12 protein-coding genes, 1 pseudogene and 1 riboswitch are annotated in these 17310 nt (G+C 37.3%); of the genes and pseudogenes, 8 read left to right on the forward strand and 5 right to left on the reverse strand.

The genetic code is table 11. From position 1 onward, the window contains the following. Window positions 1–78: 78 nt before the first annotated feature. The gene (locus BG04_RS16865) at window positions 79–2565 is read left to right on the forward strand and encodes a sensor domain-containing protein (protein WP_051975637.1); all 2487 of its coding nucleotides are present in this window, start codon (window positions 79–81) and stop codon (window positions 2563–2565) included. A 41-nt stretch (window positions 2566–2606) separates the two neighbouring features. Here the strand turns inward: BG04_RS16865 and BG04_RS16870 are convergent, their stop codons facing one another. Further along, complete coding sequence (locus BG04_RS16870; protein ID WP_034653858.1) at window positions 2607–4109, reverse strand: glycosyltransferase family 2 protein; 1503 nt, start codon at window positions 4107–4109, stop codon at window positions 2607–2609. A gap of 23 nt (window positions 4110–4132) precedes the next feature. After that, a riboswitch (cyclic di-GMP riboswitch) is annotated at window positions 4133–4217 on the reverse strand. Between the two features lie 425 nt (window positions 4218–4642). Further along, complete coding sequence (locus BG04_RS16875; RefSeq protein ID WP_051975636.1) at window positions 4643–6496, reverse strand: heparinase II/III family protein; 1854 nt, start codon at window positions 6494–6496, stop codon at window positions 4643–4645. A 458-nt stretch (window positions 6497–6954) separates the two neighbouring features. On the opposite strand from BG04_RS16875, the gene BG04_RS31765 reads away from it, so the two are divergent. The 4 genes and pseudogenes from BG04_RS31765 to BG04_RS16890 all read left to right on the forward strand — a co-directional run bounded on the left by BG04_RS31765 (window position 6955) and on the right by BG04_RS16890 (window position 10015). Further along, window positions 6955–8595, forward strand: a complete 1641-nt coding sequence (locus BG04_RS31765) for a flagellin N-terminal helical domain-containing protein (protein ID WP_034653856.1) — start codon at window positions 6955–6957, stop codon at window positions 8593–8595. 342 nt (window positions 8596–8937) lie between these two features. Next, window positions 8938–9051: pseudogene (locus BG04_RS29820) on the forward strand (flagellin); the annotation flags it as partial. A 512-nt stretch (window positions 9052–9563) separates the two neighbouring features. Next, window positions 9564–9794: a hypothetical protein gene (locus BG04_RS16885; protein ID WP_034653854.1), complete on the forward strand. Its 231-nt coding sequence runs from the start codon at window positions 9564–9566 to the stop codon at window positions 9792–9794. Between the two features lie 20 nt (window positions 9795–9814). After that, window positions 9815–10015 (forward strand): YjfB family protein, encoded by a 201-nt coding sequence (locus BG04_RS16890; protein WP_034653852.1) that lies wholly within the window; start codon window positions 9815–9817, stop codon window positions 10013–10015. A gap of 113 nt (window positions 10016–10128) precedes the next feature. On the opposite strand, the gene pcp is transcribed toward BG04_RS16890, so the two are convergent. Genes pcp through BG04_RS16905 form a run of 3 tightly spaced genes read right to left on the reverse strand, consistent with a single transcriptional unit; the run spans window position 10129 to window position 12455 of the window. Beyond that, on the reverse strand, window positions 10129–10770 hold the full coding sequence (gene pcp / locus BG04_RS16895; protein ID WP_034653849.1) for a pyroglutamyl-peptidase I: 642 nt from the start codon (window positions 10768–10770) through the stop codon (window positions 10129–10131). A gap of 14 nt (window positions 10771–10784) precedes the next feature. Next, entirely contained in the window at window positions 10785–11750 is a 966-nt protein-coding gene (locus tag BG04_RS16900; RefSeq protein WP_034653846.1) for a DUF979 domain-containing protein, read from the reverse strand. Then, the gene (locus BG04_RS16905; protein ID WP_016766474.1) at window positions 11751–12455 is read right to left on the reverse strand and encodes a DUF969 domain-containing protein; all 705 of its coding nucleotides are present in this window, start codon (window positions 12453–12455) and stop codon (window positions 11751–11753) included. It abuts the gene before it with no gap. 347 nt (window positions 12456–12802) lie between these two features. Here BG04_RS16905 and BG04_RS29085 point away from each other — a divergent pair, with 347 nt between their 5' ends. The 3 genes from BG04_RS29085 to BG04_RS16915 all read left to right on the forward strand — a co-directional run bounded on the left by BG04_RS29085 (window position 12803) and on the right by BG04_RS16915 (window position 16191). Next, window positions 12803–15004, forward strand: a complete 2202-nt coding sequence (locus BG04_RS29085) for an Ig-like domain-containing protein (RefSeq protein WP_051975635.1) — start codon at window positions 12803–12805, stop codon at window positions 15002–15004. Between the two features lie 737 nt (window positions 15005–15741). Continuing rightward, window positions 15742–15894: a hypothetical protein gene (locus BG04_RS30585; RefSeq protein ID WP_155276312.1), complete on the forward strand. Its 153-nt coding sequence runs from the start codon at window positions 15742–15744 to the stop codon at window positions 15892–15894. A gap of 81 nt (window positions 15895–15975) precedes the next feature. After that, window positions 15976–16191, forward strand: coding sequence for a hypothetical protein (locus BG04_RS16915; RefSeq protein ID WP_034653843.1), 216 nt, complete (start codon window positions 15976–15978; stop codon window positions 16189–16191). The last annotated feature ends 1119 nt before the right edge of the window (window positions 16192–17310 follow it).

The raw sequence follows: 17310 nt of genomic DNA on the forward strand, positions 1-17310 counted from the left end.
GCTTATAAGAAGAAGTAAAGGGGTTTTTTATTTAATGATTTACAGAGACAAGGCAAACAAAGGAGGGAGAAAAGCGTCTTGCAAGATAAACGAGAGTTGAAGAAACAGTCAATTGACAAACAGATTATTAAGCATTTTGACGGTATGAATACACAGCTTCTAAAAGAATATAATGAGGGCATCTTTTTTATAGATTGTGTAGGAAACGTTATTTTTAGCAATAAAGCTGCGCTAAGACTGATAGGAAATGATTATAAAGAAAAAAGTCAGCAGTTAACAGAGTTTATACATGAGGCAAAGCAAGAAGAAGTGAGAATTTACTTTCAACGTGCATTAAAGGGAGAGAAAGTTCAATTTGGTACAACTATTTATCATAAGACAAACAATGAAATGCACTTATGTATTACTCTTCTGCCAAGTATCGTAGACGATCAAGTACTAGGTGTTTATGCAGTGTGCCGGGATTATTCAAAAGAGCAAGAGCAGTTTGCACAACTATCTAAGTTAGAAACTCATTTGAAAATGGAACAAAAGCTAGCAAACATAGGAAGCTGGTGTTATGACGTTATGGAAGATGAAAGTTATTGGTCTCATCAGCTTTATAAAATCTACGGAGTGAAGCATGACCAACGATTCGTTCCTTCCTTTAAAGAAGGCGCTCGTTTTATTCATCCACGTGATCGAAAAAGATTGGAGGATGCAGTTGGTCATTCATTAGCTACAGGAGAAAGTTATAAAATTGAATATACGATTATACGGCCAAATGGGGAAAAGCGCATGGTGTTCGAACAAGCAGATGCTGTAGTTGATGAGAAGAGAAAAGTAGTACAGCTGCTTGGCGTTGTGCATGACATCACGGAATCCAAGGTGATTACCAATGAATTAAAACAAAAAGAGCATCAGTTTCAAACTATTTACAATAACTTAGATGCAGGAATATGGTCAGTTGATGTGACACGCAACAAAGTGATTTTATGCTCAGATGCCGTATTGAACATCTACGGAGAGAACTCTGCAAAATTTCTTGAAAACAGGCATCTATGGGAAGCTTTTGTTTATCCAGAAGATAGGCCGACCATTACAAAAGAGTACATAAAACTAATGCAAGGAAAATCCATTCGTCCCCACTATCGAATTCAAACGAAAAAAGGAGAAATCAAGTGGGTGAGAGACCATTGTATCCCTACTTGTGATGAGCATGGTAACTTAATTCGTATTGATGGGATTATAGAAGATATAACGGAGGAAAAAAGGTATGTAGATAAAATTGAATATCTGGCTACTCATGACTACTTGACAAACCTGCCTAATCGAATAAAGTTTGAAAGAGAAGTGAAAAAGTCCATTAGTAAAATGAAAGAAAACGACGGTTCATTAGCTGTTTTTCATTTTGGATTAGATCGCTTTAAACATATCAACGATACGTTAGGCCACGATATAGGTGATCAGTTATTAATGAACATAGCGAAACGCCTAAAAGAACGTTTGGAACCAACTGCCATATTAGCCAGAGTAGGTGAAGACGAATTTGCCGTTTGCTCCACATCGCTTGAACAAATTGGCGAATGTAAAAAAATAGCTGCCATCCTGTTTAAAGAAATAGAAAAAGAAATCATGATTGACGATTTTTCGCTTTACGTAACAGCAAGTATGGGGATCAGTATTTACCCGCATGACGGAGAAGATGCTAAAACGCTATATAAAAATGCAAATATTGCCATGCACCGCGCAAAAGAATTAGGGAGAAGCGACTGGCAGCTGTATTCTCCATTAATGGATAGCGCTGCATACAAAAGTTATCATTTAGAAAAAGGCTTAAGAAATGCACTTCTTCAAGACGAATTTTTTATTGAATATCAGCCAAAAGTTCATGCACAAAGCGGAGAGATTGATAGTTTAGAAGCGTTGATTCGCTGGAATCATCCAGAATGGGGCCGTGTATCGCCAGGAGACTTTATTCCTTTAGCGGAAGAAACCAATTTGATCATTGATCTTGGCGATTGGGTATTAGAACATGTTTGTAAGCAGCTGCAGCGATGGAAGAAACAAGGGGAAAAAGTGGTACCGGTTTCTGTGAATGTACCTTCCAAACGATTATTAAAACGGGATTTTGTGGAGTACGTAGAAAAAACGCTGGCAAAATACGAAATACAGCCTTCATTTATTGAATTTGAAATTACGGAAAGCTCCATCATTCAACATGAAGAACATGTAAAAAAAGTGATGGAAGAACTAAAAAAAATAGGGGTTACCTTCGCTTTAGATGATTTTGGCACCGGTTTTTCTTCTTTGTCACACCTGAAAGATTTAGAGTTTAATGTACTGAAAATTGATAAAACCTTTGTCCAGAACATCGGTGATAAAGGAAAGCATCAAGCGATTACAAAAAGTCTATTATACTTAGCACATGCACTTGACATGAAAGTCATCGCAGAAGGTGTAGAAACAACAGAACAGCTTGATTTCTTACTGCAGCATGACTGTCCGTTTATTCAAGGCTTTATTTTTAGTAAACCAGTTGGGAAAGAGAAAATAGAAGAGTATTTAAGAGTCAGATTTCTGTAAAACAAGGGTGATGCTTCTTCATAGAGGCATCACCCTTATTGTTAAGCTTCGATTCGTTTTCGCAGCGTCCAAATCTGGTAAAACATATAAAGAGACTGATAGATGGTCAAATACGTCAGTAGAATCCACCCGTTCATTAAGTACGGATAAATGGCTTGCTGTACAGAAGGACTCGTTAAGTAATCACGGAAATAAATGCATAGGACAACAATCATGCCTGTAAACGCAAAGCCCGTTAAAATCCCTTGCCCTAATTTACTGCGCGTTTTCCCGTTTTCGGCGTTGTATTGATTCGCCCAGCCGTCTTTTTTATTCGCAGCAAGCCTTTCCATCCATACTTGACCAAACGTAATCAAGTTCACCCATAAATAAATTTCCGGACTAATCAAAAGACCGGCCAGTATCACATCAATCGGCCTGTGCATCGGCGTTTTGACAGCGAGCATAATATTTAAGACAGAAGCTAACGCAATTGGAATAATCCAAAGCCACGACCAGTAAAATTGATCGGTCGCAAGCGCAGCCGATAACAATAAAACAAACAGCAGGCGAATAAGTAAATCACAAAGCGTTTTGATCTGTGAACGCCACAGCTTTCCTTTATGCTTGGTTCTAACGTCCAAGTTTCCATTTGTCAGTAAATCGACCGTCCCAGACTTCCATTTATTACGCTGTTCACGATACGTGTGATAGCTTCTCATCGAGTCCACGAAACAGCGAGCGCCTGGACTGATTAACGTTTTCCAATTGGATTTTTGCAGCTGCCATGTCAGAAGCATATCTTCCACGTCGCTGTCATTTTGCCAAGGACCGTCAAGCTTATTTTCTTCCACGATATTTTGAAGCGCTTCCGGTCGGAACAGCGTAGCCTGACCGCCGAGTACATACGTGCTTCCGCCGTGGTACTGAAGATCTAACAGCCAGCTCGCCATATCCTGCTTTTGCTGATGGGTCCACCACCGAGCTATCGGTCCGCCGTACTCGCCGCTTGCGAGCTTTTCCTCGTAGTGCACATCATCTTTTGAGAGCGAGCTTTTCTTTTTAGGCATTCTCATCGTATATTTTGCCATCACGCCGCCGATGTTTCGCGACGTCATTAAATCTTCCCATAAATTAATGAGTGCTTTCGGAGCTAAGCGGCTGTCTGCATCCATCCCTAAAATCGCTTTAATCGACTCTTTATACAGCTGCTGATATTTCGTCAGCGTTGTATTGTATAAATCCAGTGTATCTCCATATATCTTTTTCCAAGCCGTATTTAACGCGCCGACTTTTCGTTGTTTATTACCTTCAGTGACCAGTACTTTTACATTTAAATCAAATTCATCTCCGGCCAGCTCCGCTTTTTCTTTTGTGCGGTCCGTACAGTTATCTGCAATCACAAACACATCAAGCTCCACATTATTCGGAAGAAGCTGATCGCCTAACCCTGCCAAGCAGTCGCGAATTGATTTCTCTTCATTGTGCGCCGGAATAAAAGCCACAATGCGCGGCCTCATATACGAAGCTCCAATACTTCCAGTAACAACACGCTGATTGTTCATGTTTTCCTTTACCCCCTGATGTATCAGGAAACCCAGCCATCCTAGTCCTATGACCTTAGACCTGAGGTTTTGCGTCCCAGCCTTTCGACTGGTTTGCCTTTAACTGAACAAGTTAAGTTCACCACTCTTTGTTTTCTTTAAAGAACGAAATACCTAAAATGATACTATATAACGAATATCTTTTTTAGATTTTACCATAAAAATAGGTTGAATTACCCTAAAAATGTTCGACAAATTTCGATAGAAGTAAATTAAAAAATACAGATAGGGGCTTATATTGGTTATGTATATAGTCTTGTTTATGTAAGTTAAAAGTTGGAGAGAAGAAGCGATGAAAATAAGAAAGGTGATGGTTGATTTCTGACTCTATATAATCTTGCAGATAGGCTACTTGCTAATGACCAGAGCTTAAATCCGGTTCGGGCAGAATTGTACAATAGAAAACGAATGGGGAAGGTTTTTAAAAGAAACGTAAAAAACCTCTCTAATAAACTTAAATTGATTAGAGAGGTTTTAATAATTATATTTTGTATTTATTTTTTTACCTGTACATTTGTACGTTTCCCGTTCTTTAATACAATTGTATAAATATCATGCGTAGGGGTACTTTTAACCGTATAATTCTTTATCCCGTTTGTGGTATCTGTGTTAATGATAAACTTATAGTCAGCATTTTTTTGATTATTATTCGTAAACTGAAGCTGAGTAATTGGCAGTTTTTTATTAAACTCTAAAGATTGCCATCCAGCAATAGGGGAAGAAGAGCCTTTATAATTTTTGATAGTGTTCATTTTCGTGAGTTGAATTAATTCAATTTGTTTTTTATCAAGCTTACTAGTCAGAGTGAACACTCTGGCTGCAGATTTTTTTACATCTACATCTTTTCCAATATTAAATGTATCGGTGTATGTATGGTTTTTATTTGATTCCATTACATCACGCACAATAATACTGTTGGTGCTTTTTAAATAAATAAGCGTTCTTTTTACTTTTACTCCTTTATACAGTTCATGGCTGCCGGTAACGTAGCTGTACGCTTTACTTATTTCAGACGTATTAATTTTAGATTTATTTACTTGATCTTTTGTTATAGGAAAAGACTTTTTGTCTACAGTTACCGTATTATGTGCCAAGGAACTCTTAACATATTCTCGGTAAGGGTCTGTATAGCTGTAATTGTACTTTCCTGAATCCACAAAGAAATTTGTTTTTCCATAGCTTAAAAGAAAAGATAAATCATCTGCATGTTTATGAGTAGTAGAGTGAAAGGCAGATGTAAATAAAAGATATAAAGGTGTTTCTTTGCTCCAATCATTTTTAAAAACAGCAGTGCCGCCATCTGTATATACAATATCTTTGTCAGGTTTTTTTCCTTGTTTGCCTTTTGTAACAACATATAGAAGTTTATCACTTGTAAGAGCCTTAGGGCTTAAAGAATAAAGGTCATAAGGTTCGGAATCTCCCAAATTTGGTAACTGTCCAGATGGATCCCCAAGGTATGCTAAATAATCCTCCATTTTCGAAATACCGCTTGTGAGTCTAGGTTCTTTCACATTAAATTGTTTAATAAAACCATTGATATTTTTAAATAAATTAAGGACAAGCAGGTGGTAAGCAGGACTATGCTCTTTGTGAACCCCGCTTTTTGTTACATCCTCTTCTACATGTACAAGCAAGCGATCCATACCTTTTTTATACCATTGCTGACTGTGAGACATGTTTGGAAATAGTAACGCTAATTCAATTAAAGAGCGATCTTGAAAGATGCCGTGGTTACTGCCAAACGAATAATTTTTGTCGTCCATTAAAAAATCGCCGTGCTTTTCTAACATTTTTAATACCTTATTTTCAAAACTTTTATTATAAATAGAAGAACCTTTATATTGGTCCAAAAATTGCGCCATATTAACTACTCGGTTTGCTGTACTGTGATCTCTCCATGCAAAGCGGCTCGCTTGCTTTTGAGGAGAAGGGTTGGCATTCATCCAACTTTCTATGTACCACTGTGCTTTTTCTAAGTATTTTTGAGAATGAGTCTGTTCATAGGCAGTCGTCAAGTAGCCGACCATATCTAGGCTTTGAAAATAAAAAGACCAGGTGTCATCTTTATAAGGATTTTCTTTCCATGTTAACTTCCCATTAAATTTATAAGGAGCCCAGTTGCTATTAACGTAAAGCTCATTGTTTAGCAGTTTATTTGCAATACCTACAGTTTGAGAGTTTGAACTAACTCGTTTAAACAAATTAACCTTTTTAACCGACGGTGCAGCAGATGAACTTTTAGTACTTGACGCTGCATAAGCAGGGCTTACTGAAGCTGACATAGATACAAGTAAAGAGGCAGCCACAGAATATGTAATCATCGAACTCTTCCAATTTCTTTTCATATAATTCTCCTCTTAGTTATAAGTAATAGTGATTTATAGGGTTAAGTCCTCATTCTTACAGTAATCTTTCTTGTTCATAAAAAGTTAAAATACAATTAATATAGTACCTTATAATTAGTATAAAAGTAACTTTTATTTTCCTTTTTATTCAATTTTTAAATAATGAAAGAGTAATTAATACATTGAACAGATTCTAAAATTTACTCAGCAAGATACATAATTTCTAACAAAAGCTAACTGTGTTTAATTGTTTAGCTAATAAATAGAAAAAATTAAATGAAAATGAATTCATAATGTAAACAACTTAGTAGCTCTGTCGATATATAGTATGAACATATTTCCTAGAGGTATATGTTTGATTACTGTCAGATTCTGCTTAACTATGAATTAAGCAGGAAACTTCTTGAATACAAGGATGTAACCAAGAAGTAAAACCAATTATATGGAGGTAAAGGAAAATGAGAATTAATCACAATATTGCGGCGTTGAATACGTATCGTCAGTTTAACAATGCAAATGCTGCGCAAGGTAAATCAATGGAGAAACTATCTTCTGGTCTTCGTATTAACAGTGCGGCTGACGATGCTGCAGGTCTTGCGATTTCTGAGAAAATGCGTGGACAGATTCGCGGATTGGATATGGCTTCTAAAAATGCTCAAGATGGGGTTTCTTTAATTCAAACAGCCGAAGGCGCGTTAACTGAAACACATGATATTTTACAAAGAATGAAAGAGTTAGCTACGCAAGCAGCCAATGATACAAATACTACAGATGACCGTGGTGAAATTCAAAAAGAGATTAACCAATTAACATCTGAGGTTAACCGTATTGCAAATACTACAGAGTTCAATACAAAGAAAGTATTGGATGGTGGTAAATCATCAGCAGTAACAAGTGGGGGAACGCCAGCGGCAGCAACAGCGCCAAAATTAGAAGGAAGCGACGTCTCAGCACTGCTTAATTCTGACATTTCAGCTACAAGTATTACCTTGAATGGGAATGCAGTATCCCTAACAAATGTTGATGGTCTAGATGGTTCAGGAACACCGGTTGCAATGGATGATTTTGTACAAGCGTTACAAAGTGATATCGATGCAGTGTATGACGGAACGTCAAATGGAGGAGAAACCTTTAAAGTTGCAAAAACAGAAGATGGTAAAGGGTTTACAATTGAGTCTTCAAAAAGTGGCTCATCTGCTTCTGTAAACATCACAGCAAATGCTGATTCGGCTACTCTAGGTTTAACTAAAGATGCTACAACAAATGCAACAGCAACTGGTGCAGATGCTCCAGCAGGTGGAGCTACGGGCTCTTTCACAGCCACCCTTCAAATTGGAGCGAATAAGGGTCAGGCATTTCAAATTGATATTAGTGACATGAGTGCATCTGCACTGGGAATTAGTCAAGCTTCTACGGCAAGTGGGGGAACACCAGCGGCAGCAACAGCGCCGAAATTAGAAGGAAGCGACGTCTCAGCACTGCTTAATTCTGACATTTCAGCTACAAGTATTACCTTGAATGGGAATGCAGTATCCCTAACAAATGTTGATGGTCTAGATGGTTCAGGAACACCAGTTGCAATGGATGATTTTGTACAAGCGTTACAAAGTGATATCGATGCAGTGTATGACGGAACGTCAAATGGAGGAGAAACCTTTAAAGTTGCAAAAACAGAAGATGGTAAAGGGTTTACAATTGAGTCTTCAAAAAGTGGCTCATCTGCTTCTGTAAACATTACAGCAAATGCTGATTCGGCTACTCTAGGTTTAACTAAAGATGCTACAACAAATGCAACAGCAACTGGTGCAGACGCTCCAGCAGGTGGAACTACGGGTTCTTTCACAGCACAAGCTGGAGTAAGTAATGGAACAGACAGCAGTTCAACTGAATCTGGATTAGATGTATCAACTCATGCTAATGCAACAAATGCTATTGAGGTACTTGATAAAGCAATTGCAAAAGTTTCTGGAGAACGTTCTAAACTAGGGGCATATCAAAATCGCTTAGATCACACTATCAATAACTTAAATACGTCTTCTGAAAACCTAACTGCAGCGGAATCTCGCATCCGTGACGTAGATTATGTTTTAGCTGCATAAGCAGTTACAAGCACAGTCGTCCTAGCTGGTAACGGCTAGTGATTATTATTGGGTGAATTGCTGGAAACCCCTTAGAGCTTTTCTTGCCACAACGTAGTTAGAAATGACAAGCGTGATGGCGCGAAAAAAGAAAAGATTGGGCAATCAGCAGCCAAGCTCCTGTCTTGAAAAAGTGGAGAAGGTTCAACGACTAGGATAGACCATCTAAGGCAAATGCTATGATGATGAAATCCATAGGTGAAACAATAACCATCAGTATTGTGAATCCGAAGTGCCCGACCCCTACTGTAATATGAGGGTGAAGATATAGTCTAGTCATTTATGAAAATAAATGTTCGCACGATGGCGAAAGAAATGATGGAACAAACAAAGAATTCAATTCTTTCTCAAGCATCACAAGCAATGTTGGCTCAATCTAACCAGATGCCTCAAGGAGTTCTACAACTCTTGAGGTAATTGATTAAAGGGCGTCTAGCTTGGTAACGAGCTAGAGTATAACTGGGTGAATTGCTGGGACTTCCTAAAGCTTTATCAACCACAACGTAACTGCAAACGGTAAGCGTAACGGTTTGAAAATGATGAAGATAACACAATGGATTATCAGCAGCCAAGCTCCTGTGAGGAAACTCTGGAGAAGGTTCAACGACTAGAGGATACGGTCTAAGGTGAAAACTAGGATTATGAATCTCGTAGGGCAGTGAAAGCTGTTCGAAGTGCCCAGCTCCATGCAAAACATGGATGAAGATATAGTCTATTCTGTAATCGAAAGATACAGTCGCAAAGCAAGCGAACCAACAGCCACAAGGGGTTTTACAACTTCTTCGTTAATTTTAAATATAAAAGAGGTTCTAGGTTTTCTAGAGTCTCTTTTTATCTATTTGAGACAAGTAAATTAGTTAGGGCATTATATTAATTTGTAGAGGAATTACGAACATTTCAATTTTAAAACAATCTGAGTGGAGGAACCGATGGGAAAAGATGAGCTGGAACATAAGAAGTTTCTTGAACAACAGCTTGAATGGTGTAAAGAACAAGACCGTATTTTAGAAGAGATAGAAATGAAGCTCTACGAAATGAAAAAGATAGCAGAGTATGCTTTTAATCATGAATTGACTCCTCATTCAACTGATCGATTGAATAATCAATTGAAGAGTGAAGTTCATTTTCTAGAAAAACAGCTATCCTATATTGTCCATTAGAAGAAGAAATGTGGTGTTATATGAATATCGCACTTATGTCAATGTCATTAAGCCAAGGAAAAGTCCAACAGCAAGCTTCTCTATCAGTCATGAAAATGGCAATAGGAAACACCGAACAGCAAGGAGAAGCTGTTAAGGAGTTAATCAACAGTTCTAATGTAAAAGCACTTCAGCAAGCCGCTCAGCCGCATTTAGGTAGAAATATTGACTTGAAGTTATAAGTTTATCACTGCTTTAAGAACAATGAATATAGGGACAGTGAAATGGTTCTCCTACGTAAAATGACCTTACCACATGAAGTAAGGTCATCTTTTATATAAAGTATTATAGGATTTTAATGCGTAGCCCCGCCCGAAACCACAACATCTTCTTCAACCAAAATCGTCGTCTTCACCACACTAAGCAACCCCTGCACAATCAAATCCAAAGACATACTCGCTTTCCCGGGATGATTCACAGCTTGTTCAGGAAGGTAAGGGATATGAACAAATCCGCCTTTAATACAACAGTTTTGAATCATGTTCATGAGCCCGTAAAACACGTGGTTACAGACAAACGTTCCAGCGGTTTGAGAGACGCTGCTTGGAATGCCTGCTTTGCGCAGATTTTCGACAGCTGCTTTGATGGGCAGTGTCGAAAAGTATGCGGCGGGGCCATTTTCGATAATAGGGCGGTCAATCGGCTGCTGGCCGATGTTGTCAGGGATTCGCGCGTCGTCTACGTTAATGGCAACGCGTTCGACCGTAATTCCTTCTCGGCCGCCTGCTTGTCCAACGCAAATGACGATAGAAGGGCTAATTTCTTCTATATACGTATGAAGCTTTGCGATTGATTCGCCAAACACAGTAGGAAGAGGCTTAGCAATAATGTGATAGTCTTCAACAGCTACGCCGTCTAAAGCTTTTACCACTTCTAACGACGGATTAATACTTTCACCTTCAAATGGTTCAAAGCCAGTTAGTAATACAGTTGTCATTCTACTAGTCTCCTTTAAAAGTGATATACAAGGTAATACATTAATAATGTGTTAACAACAAACACGGATAAAGCAATCGGTACTTGCGCTTTAATCACGGCGTTTTTGTCTTTTAATTCAAGCAGCATAGCAGGTACGATGTTAAAGTTGGCTGCCATTGGCGTAAGAAGTGTTCCGCAGTAGCCAGCAAACATGCCGAGCGCTGCCATAATCGCTGGATTACCTCCGTGCATATGTACAATCAGCGGAAGTCCAATACCTCCAGTAATAACGGCAAACGCAGCAAAGGCATTTCCCATTACAATCGTAAATAGCAGCATCCCCAAACAGTAAGCAAGCACAGCCACAAACGCATAGTTAGTCGGCAGTATATCACTTACAATATCTGATACGACTGTTCCAACGCCTGATTTTGAAAAGATGCCGCCAAGCGCTGCGAGCATTTGCGGTAAAATAACTGCCCAGCCAACTGCTTGAAGCAAGCGGCTTCCTTCTTTAACAGGTACGTCCATTTTTGCTTTGGTGACGCCCATTGAAGCGATAAACGCAATGACAGCTGCGATTGCTAGTGAAATTAACGTGACTTTTTCTGGATCAATTAATGCCCAGTTTCCAAATTTAATTTTGCCAAAAAGAAGGGTGCCGATAATCGTAAAAATAGGAATAAATAAAGCAGGTAAAAAGATTTTGTTTTTTAATCGCTGCGCGTGAGCCACACGTTCTTCAGCCGGTGTTTCGGCTTCATTGGACTTAGTCACACGATTGAATGAAGCAAGCAGCACCATGATAATAACTAAACATCCTATATAAAAAGGCGGAATCACGTTGCCGAATAAAAACGTAACGGAAAACAGCGCCCAGAATAATGAAGATCCTAAACGGTTCGGATGGTTGTGATCGCGTGCGATTCGAATCGCAATAAAAGCGACAATAATGCCGAGTAAGTAGTAAATCGTATCAAGCGTCAGGATGCTTTTCATTTAACTCGCCTCCGTCTTAGAAGATGATGTTGGTTTGTGCTTCGTCATTTTTTTGTGGATTCTTCGGTCTAACTGACGGAAGCGAATGGCGCTGATCAGCAGCGCTGCGATGGCCGTTGGAATACCCCAAAGCGCCATATCCCAGACGTCAACGTGAATGCCTACGGAGTCAAAGAATCCTTTCATTAAAAGAATTCCACCCGTTGCGATAAAGATATCTTCTCCAAAAAACCAGCCCGTATTTTCAGCTGCGGCTGCGTGGGCGCGTATATCTTCTTTAACTTTAGGAGGAAGCTCTCCGTACTTGGCGCGAGCTGCGCCTTCAGACATAGGTGCCACTAACGGACGCACGGATTGAGCATGCCCTCCGATATTTAAGCCGACAGCGGCTGAGATTTCACGGATAAAAAGATATATAAGTAAAACATTTCCAGAAGAAGCGTTTTTGGCTTTTTTAATTAATACTTCCGCTTGTTCCTTTAACCCGTATTTTTCTAATACGCCGAAGATAGGAAGAGTAAGTAAAATAGCCATAGACATATAGCGGTTATCTACAAAAAACTGGCCGAACATCGTAATCACTTCATGGAGCGATAAGCCTGATACAAGGCCTGTCACGATGCCTGCGACAGTCACCACAAGCAGTGTATTTAGACGAAATAAAAATCCTACTGCCACTAGCAAAACCCCAATTAATTTCAACATAAAAAAATCCCCCTTCAGTATGTATAGACCGTGCTGTAAATTCACCTCCATTGCTTTTCTAAAAAAACAAAGACGTATTGAGTATAAACAATTCTGAAAATTAAAACAAGATAGTTAAGGTACAAAATAGTTTGGTTATTGAAATAAAATATGGAAACTTTCAATTGATTAGGAAAAAGCTCAATAAAATTATTATTATTTTATCGTAAGTCTTTTTATTTATGAGTTTAGCCATTGAATGGTGGTACTAAAGTTTATGAAAAATTTAAAACATAAGTATAATGACAGCTTTATAAATAGTATAATAGTTCTAATTAATTATTAAATTACCAATAAAGGAGAATATTATGGGTACAATGTTAAAGAATATTTTAAGTTTAATTGTATTATGCTTAGCTGTAATACTAATGCCTCTTAGTGGGAGTGCAGTCTCACAACAGGATAATGTCAATTATGGAAAGACTTCATCAGACCGTCATTTATTGTTAAGTGATTTGGTATATGAAAATTTAGATGAATGTAAAAATATAAATATCAATTATTGTTCGCGGAAAGTGATAGCAAATTATAAATTAGAAATAAATAGCTTAAAGGACTTTAAAAAAAGAGATGAAAAAATAAAAAAGTTAAATGAATTTAATCACCTTATTAAACCTAGATTAGATAAAAATGTAGGAGAATGGAAAGTAATAGCTATTCAAGGGAAAAACACAGGTGGATTCTATGGTGCAGCTTTTAAAGATCCTATTACAGATGACATCGTAATTGCATTTAGAGGAACGCAAGAAAAGTTATCAGATATTTCTTACGATGCTTTGGCGGTTTTTCTAAACTATACTGAAATATCTCAATTAAAACCAGCGTGCAAACTCATAGAGGAAATCGTTAATAAAAACAAAAATTCTAAATTTTATTTGACAGGACATTCTTTAGGTGGCTTTTTAGCACAGAGGGCTACTGTAGAAATTCAAGGTAATCCGGATCTAGTAGGTTATCCAGATATTATTGATGTTGGCTATACGGCCAATTTTCCTGAAAAACTAAATAATAATTTTGAGTATGCAGAGACTTTTAACGCTCCTGGTGTTCAACTTTTTATACAATCTAGTGAATTAGATTCTGCAAAGAGAGAAAGTGAACAGAAACTATTAAAGTTAAAAGAATATAATTTTAGAGTTATTGATCACGTTTTTAAAGAAGATAAAATTGGGAACTTTGGTGTTCAATTGGGACAACAGCAATTTTATCACTATAAAGGAAGTGAAAGAGGATGGCTTAGAGCTCATTGGCTTTCTTTATTTTATAAAGAGCGTTTACGATCAATCCCTTTAAAAATATGGGATAAAGAACCACCGGGTAAGCCCAAAGTAAATCCTATTTCTGATCAAACAATATCTATAACGGGTACAACGGAAGCAAATTCAACGGTTACAACAAAAGTTGGAAAAAAAGAGATTGGTAGCGGAATAGCTGATAAATACGGAAAGTTTAAGTTTAAAATTCCCAAGCAGAAGCTAGGAATAAAAATATCTGTAAGAGCAAAAGATCGTGCGGGAAATGTGAGCAAAGAAAGTGTAGTAACTGTCAAGGATACTACTCCACCAAGTAAACCAAAAGTAAATAAAATCTCAGACCAAACAATGTTCATAACAGGCACAGCAGAAGTGAACGCTAATGTTACGGCAAAAGTTGGAAAAAAGGAGATTGGTAGCGGAGTAGCTGACAAAAATGAGCAGTTTAAAATTAAAATTGCTAAGCAAAAGGCAGGAACCAAGATTAGTCTTACAGCAAAGGATCAATATGGAAACGAGAGTGGTCGAATGGAAATCACTGTTAGTAAAACTTCATCAGTTAACATAACAGGTGAAAAAATCTCTTTGAAAGAAGCTGAGAAGCGAGGGCGCTTTACTACTTCTTTTAAAGATACAGAAGATAACCAATACAAAATATATGTAATAGCCATCCAAGACATAAAGTGGATCGCAAGCTACGATGATGTTTGGGCAGCAGTTAGTGAAGGAGATGAAATTTACGAAGGTAATTATCAAATTGGCATTCAACCTAAGGGAAGTACTTTTGTTTATCTCCAAGAAACTAAAATTTCAAATTATCAGTACAACAAGACGCGAAACATGATTTTTACTATTGGTTCTGGATCGAAAAATCAACCAGATTTTTTGGTTTTTTCAACACGAGAAGCTAGTGTTTCAGAGGGAGGACCCGTTTATTACATGAAAGGTGGAAAGTTAAATAAAGCTAAGTTCATGCAGGGAAATGAAGTGTCCCAAGAACTAAATTTTTCAGTACGTCCTAAATCAATAGGAAATAACAATATTCAACTTGTTGATTATTGGAACGGAGGCCCTATTGGCTGGGAGTTTAGTACACACCACTTTAATATAAACAATGGTACTTTCACCTATGTAGGTTCTAAATTTTATTTAGATGATAATTGGGATGAAGGAAAACAATTAGTTGAGAAGTGGAAGGCAAACCCCTCATTCTTTGTTGAAACTCCTGAATCAAGAAAAGATGTATTAGGTTTTTAGTTTGTATTAGATAAAGCAGTGCATATTCAATAGTCTTCAGCGTCTATTGAGTACAGTGTTCAGTTTTATTCAGTATCTTCTAACCTTTATTAAATTTTGGCTATACATGATGTTCCATATTTTTTCTGGAAGTATCTACAAGCAGCTGCAGATACTTTTTGCCTGCCACACGCTTCAAATTTCAAAAGCCATACAGAAATATCTTACTACAGGTAGTGAAAGAAGGAAAAATGTCTGAGGGACAAATTGAAAGCCCAGTAAAATAAAATTACTAACTCATAGGCTAAGTGTGATTTACGACTGCATGTGAATTCAGAAAGAGTAAACAAATACTAAAAAACACACAATAAACAGGCGGTGACAGAACCTAGTAAATGAAGAAAGTCTCCGTTGAATAGATTGTTGTTTCACGGGGGACTTTCTTCTTTCACTATACAAACTATAGCTTTTCTTGGAGGCATTTATGATTAAAAAAGCAATAGTTGTAGCTACAGTTGTTCTATTACTAGCAGCATGCACCACCAAAGAAACAGGGAATAACGATTATCAAAAAACATTGAAAAAGGTCTCGATGCCGTAGCTGAAAATGATTTTGCAAAGGCAGAAGCATAGTTTGAATTATCAGTAGAGGACAATCGAGCGACAAAACGACGAAGGCCTATTTAGAGCAATTCTCACTCATTCGACAGGCAAATGAAGATATAGAAAATAATAGAGTAGAAGAAGGGCTTGAAGCGTTGAAAAAGACTGAGAAATATAAAACTGGATCTAAAGTGATTAACGCAAAAGCTGAAGAGCAGATAAGATCAATGACTTCTTCAAAGAAAACAGAAGAAACCTACAAACAACTATTAAAAGAAGCGGAAGCATTAGCGAAAAAGGCGAACTAAAAGGCTTCTAACGACAAGCTTACAACATTATTAAATGAATATTCAGATAATTATAGTGATATTCAGCAAGCGGGAGAAGCGTTGAAGGAAACCAATACAGCTGAAATAGGAAAAAAGGTAAAGAAAGAACAGACGGCAACTGGTAAAGAGGAGCATTCTACTGTAACTCAGTCCACAGAAAAAATATATGACCTCTACGAGTGGGCTCCTGGCCTAAAAGAAGCATTTGAAGCAGACATGGTGAATGGACAACAATACGTAGATTCAGTAGATACGATTAGATATGAAAAGCTTTAAGGGGATAACAACCAAGGGTTTTATACGGTATACGAACAAATAGATGGTGTTGGAATGCATATTGTCAATGTCAATGTAAAAACAGGAGATTATCACGGTTGAATAAGGCATACCCAGTTTCAGCGTGTAAAAGATAGCTAGTATATAAGAAAAGCTGTGCAGAGGCGCCTCCGTACAGCTTTTTAAATATTAATTACTAAGAGAAATGTGTTCGTTTTCCATACATTTACAGTGCGCGTGATGCATGTTTAGAATATCTTCATACAGCAAACCGAGAAGGGTTTGTTTGGTGTTAGGGTCTTGGTAGATAGATATCATGGTAGCGATTTCGCTTACGACAGCAAGTTCTTTATTATTTCGCGATAACGGCAGCTGTATGCTTCGGCATGAGAAAAAAAGGTAGCCTGAGTAACGGAGTAAAACCTTTGTTTATGCAATTTTTTATAGATATGGACCGCATTATTTATGACTTCATCGATCCGTTTAAATACATGCTGTTTTATCCCTTATAGCAATGAGTATAGATGAATATAAATTGTTTTCATATGTAAGCGTCAGATGCTAATTTTTCGGCTTCTAAAATGAGTTTGATATAGTCTAAACAAATAAACGATTTATATGATATTCGAGGGAAAGAAGAGTTAAAAAAGATGTTTGGAGACTGGATATACTGACCAAAGAAGCCATCGATTATGATGGCTTCTTTGGTGATAGTAAGGGGAATAAAAGCCCAAAGTAAAAAAGTATAACTATGCATGAAGCGAATTATTGAAGGGACACGGGATATTTGAAGCGTTCAAATCGTATCTATTTCAATAATGGCGAATTATCGGACTAAGTAAGATTAAAAATCCAGTCTAAAATCCCCCGACTTTTTAACCGCTAGTATTTCTACTCAATACTGCTTCTAGAATAGGTTTTTAAATGAAAATATACTACAAATACGCATTCCAAGGGAAATGAAAAGAAAAAATTCAAGAAGTGTATTTACTTAAAAATATTTTTTGTATAAAATAAAATAGTTAATTTTTCATATTTTTCATGAGAGTGGAATAAAGTTAGTTTTGAACGACTAGGTCTTATAGCTTGTTAAACTGTTATAAATTTGTATATTTAGGT

Origin of the sequence: Priestia megaterium NBRC 15308 = ATCC 14581, assembly GCF_000832985.1 — a bacterium.
Lineage (GTDB): Bacteria > Bacillota > Bacilli > Bacillales > Bacillaceae_H > Priestia > Priestia megaterium.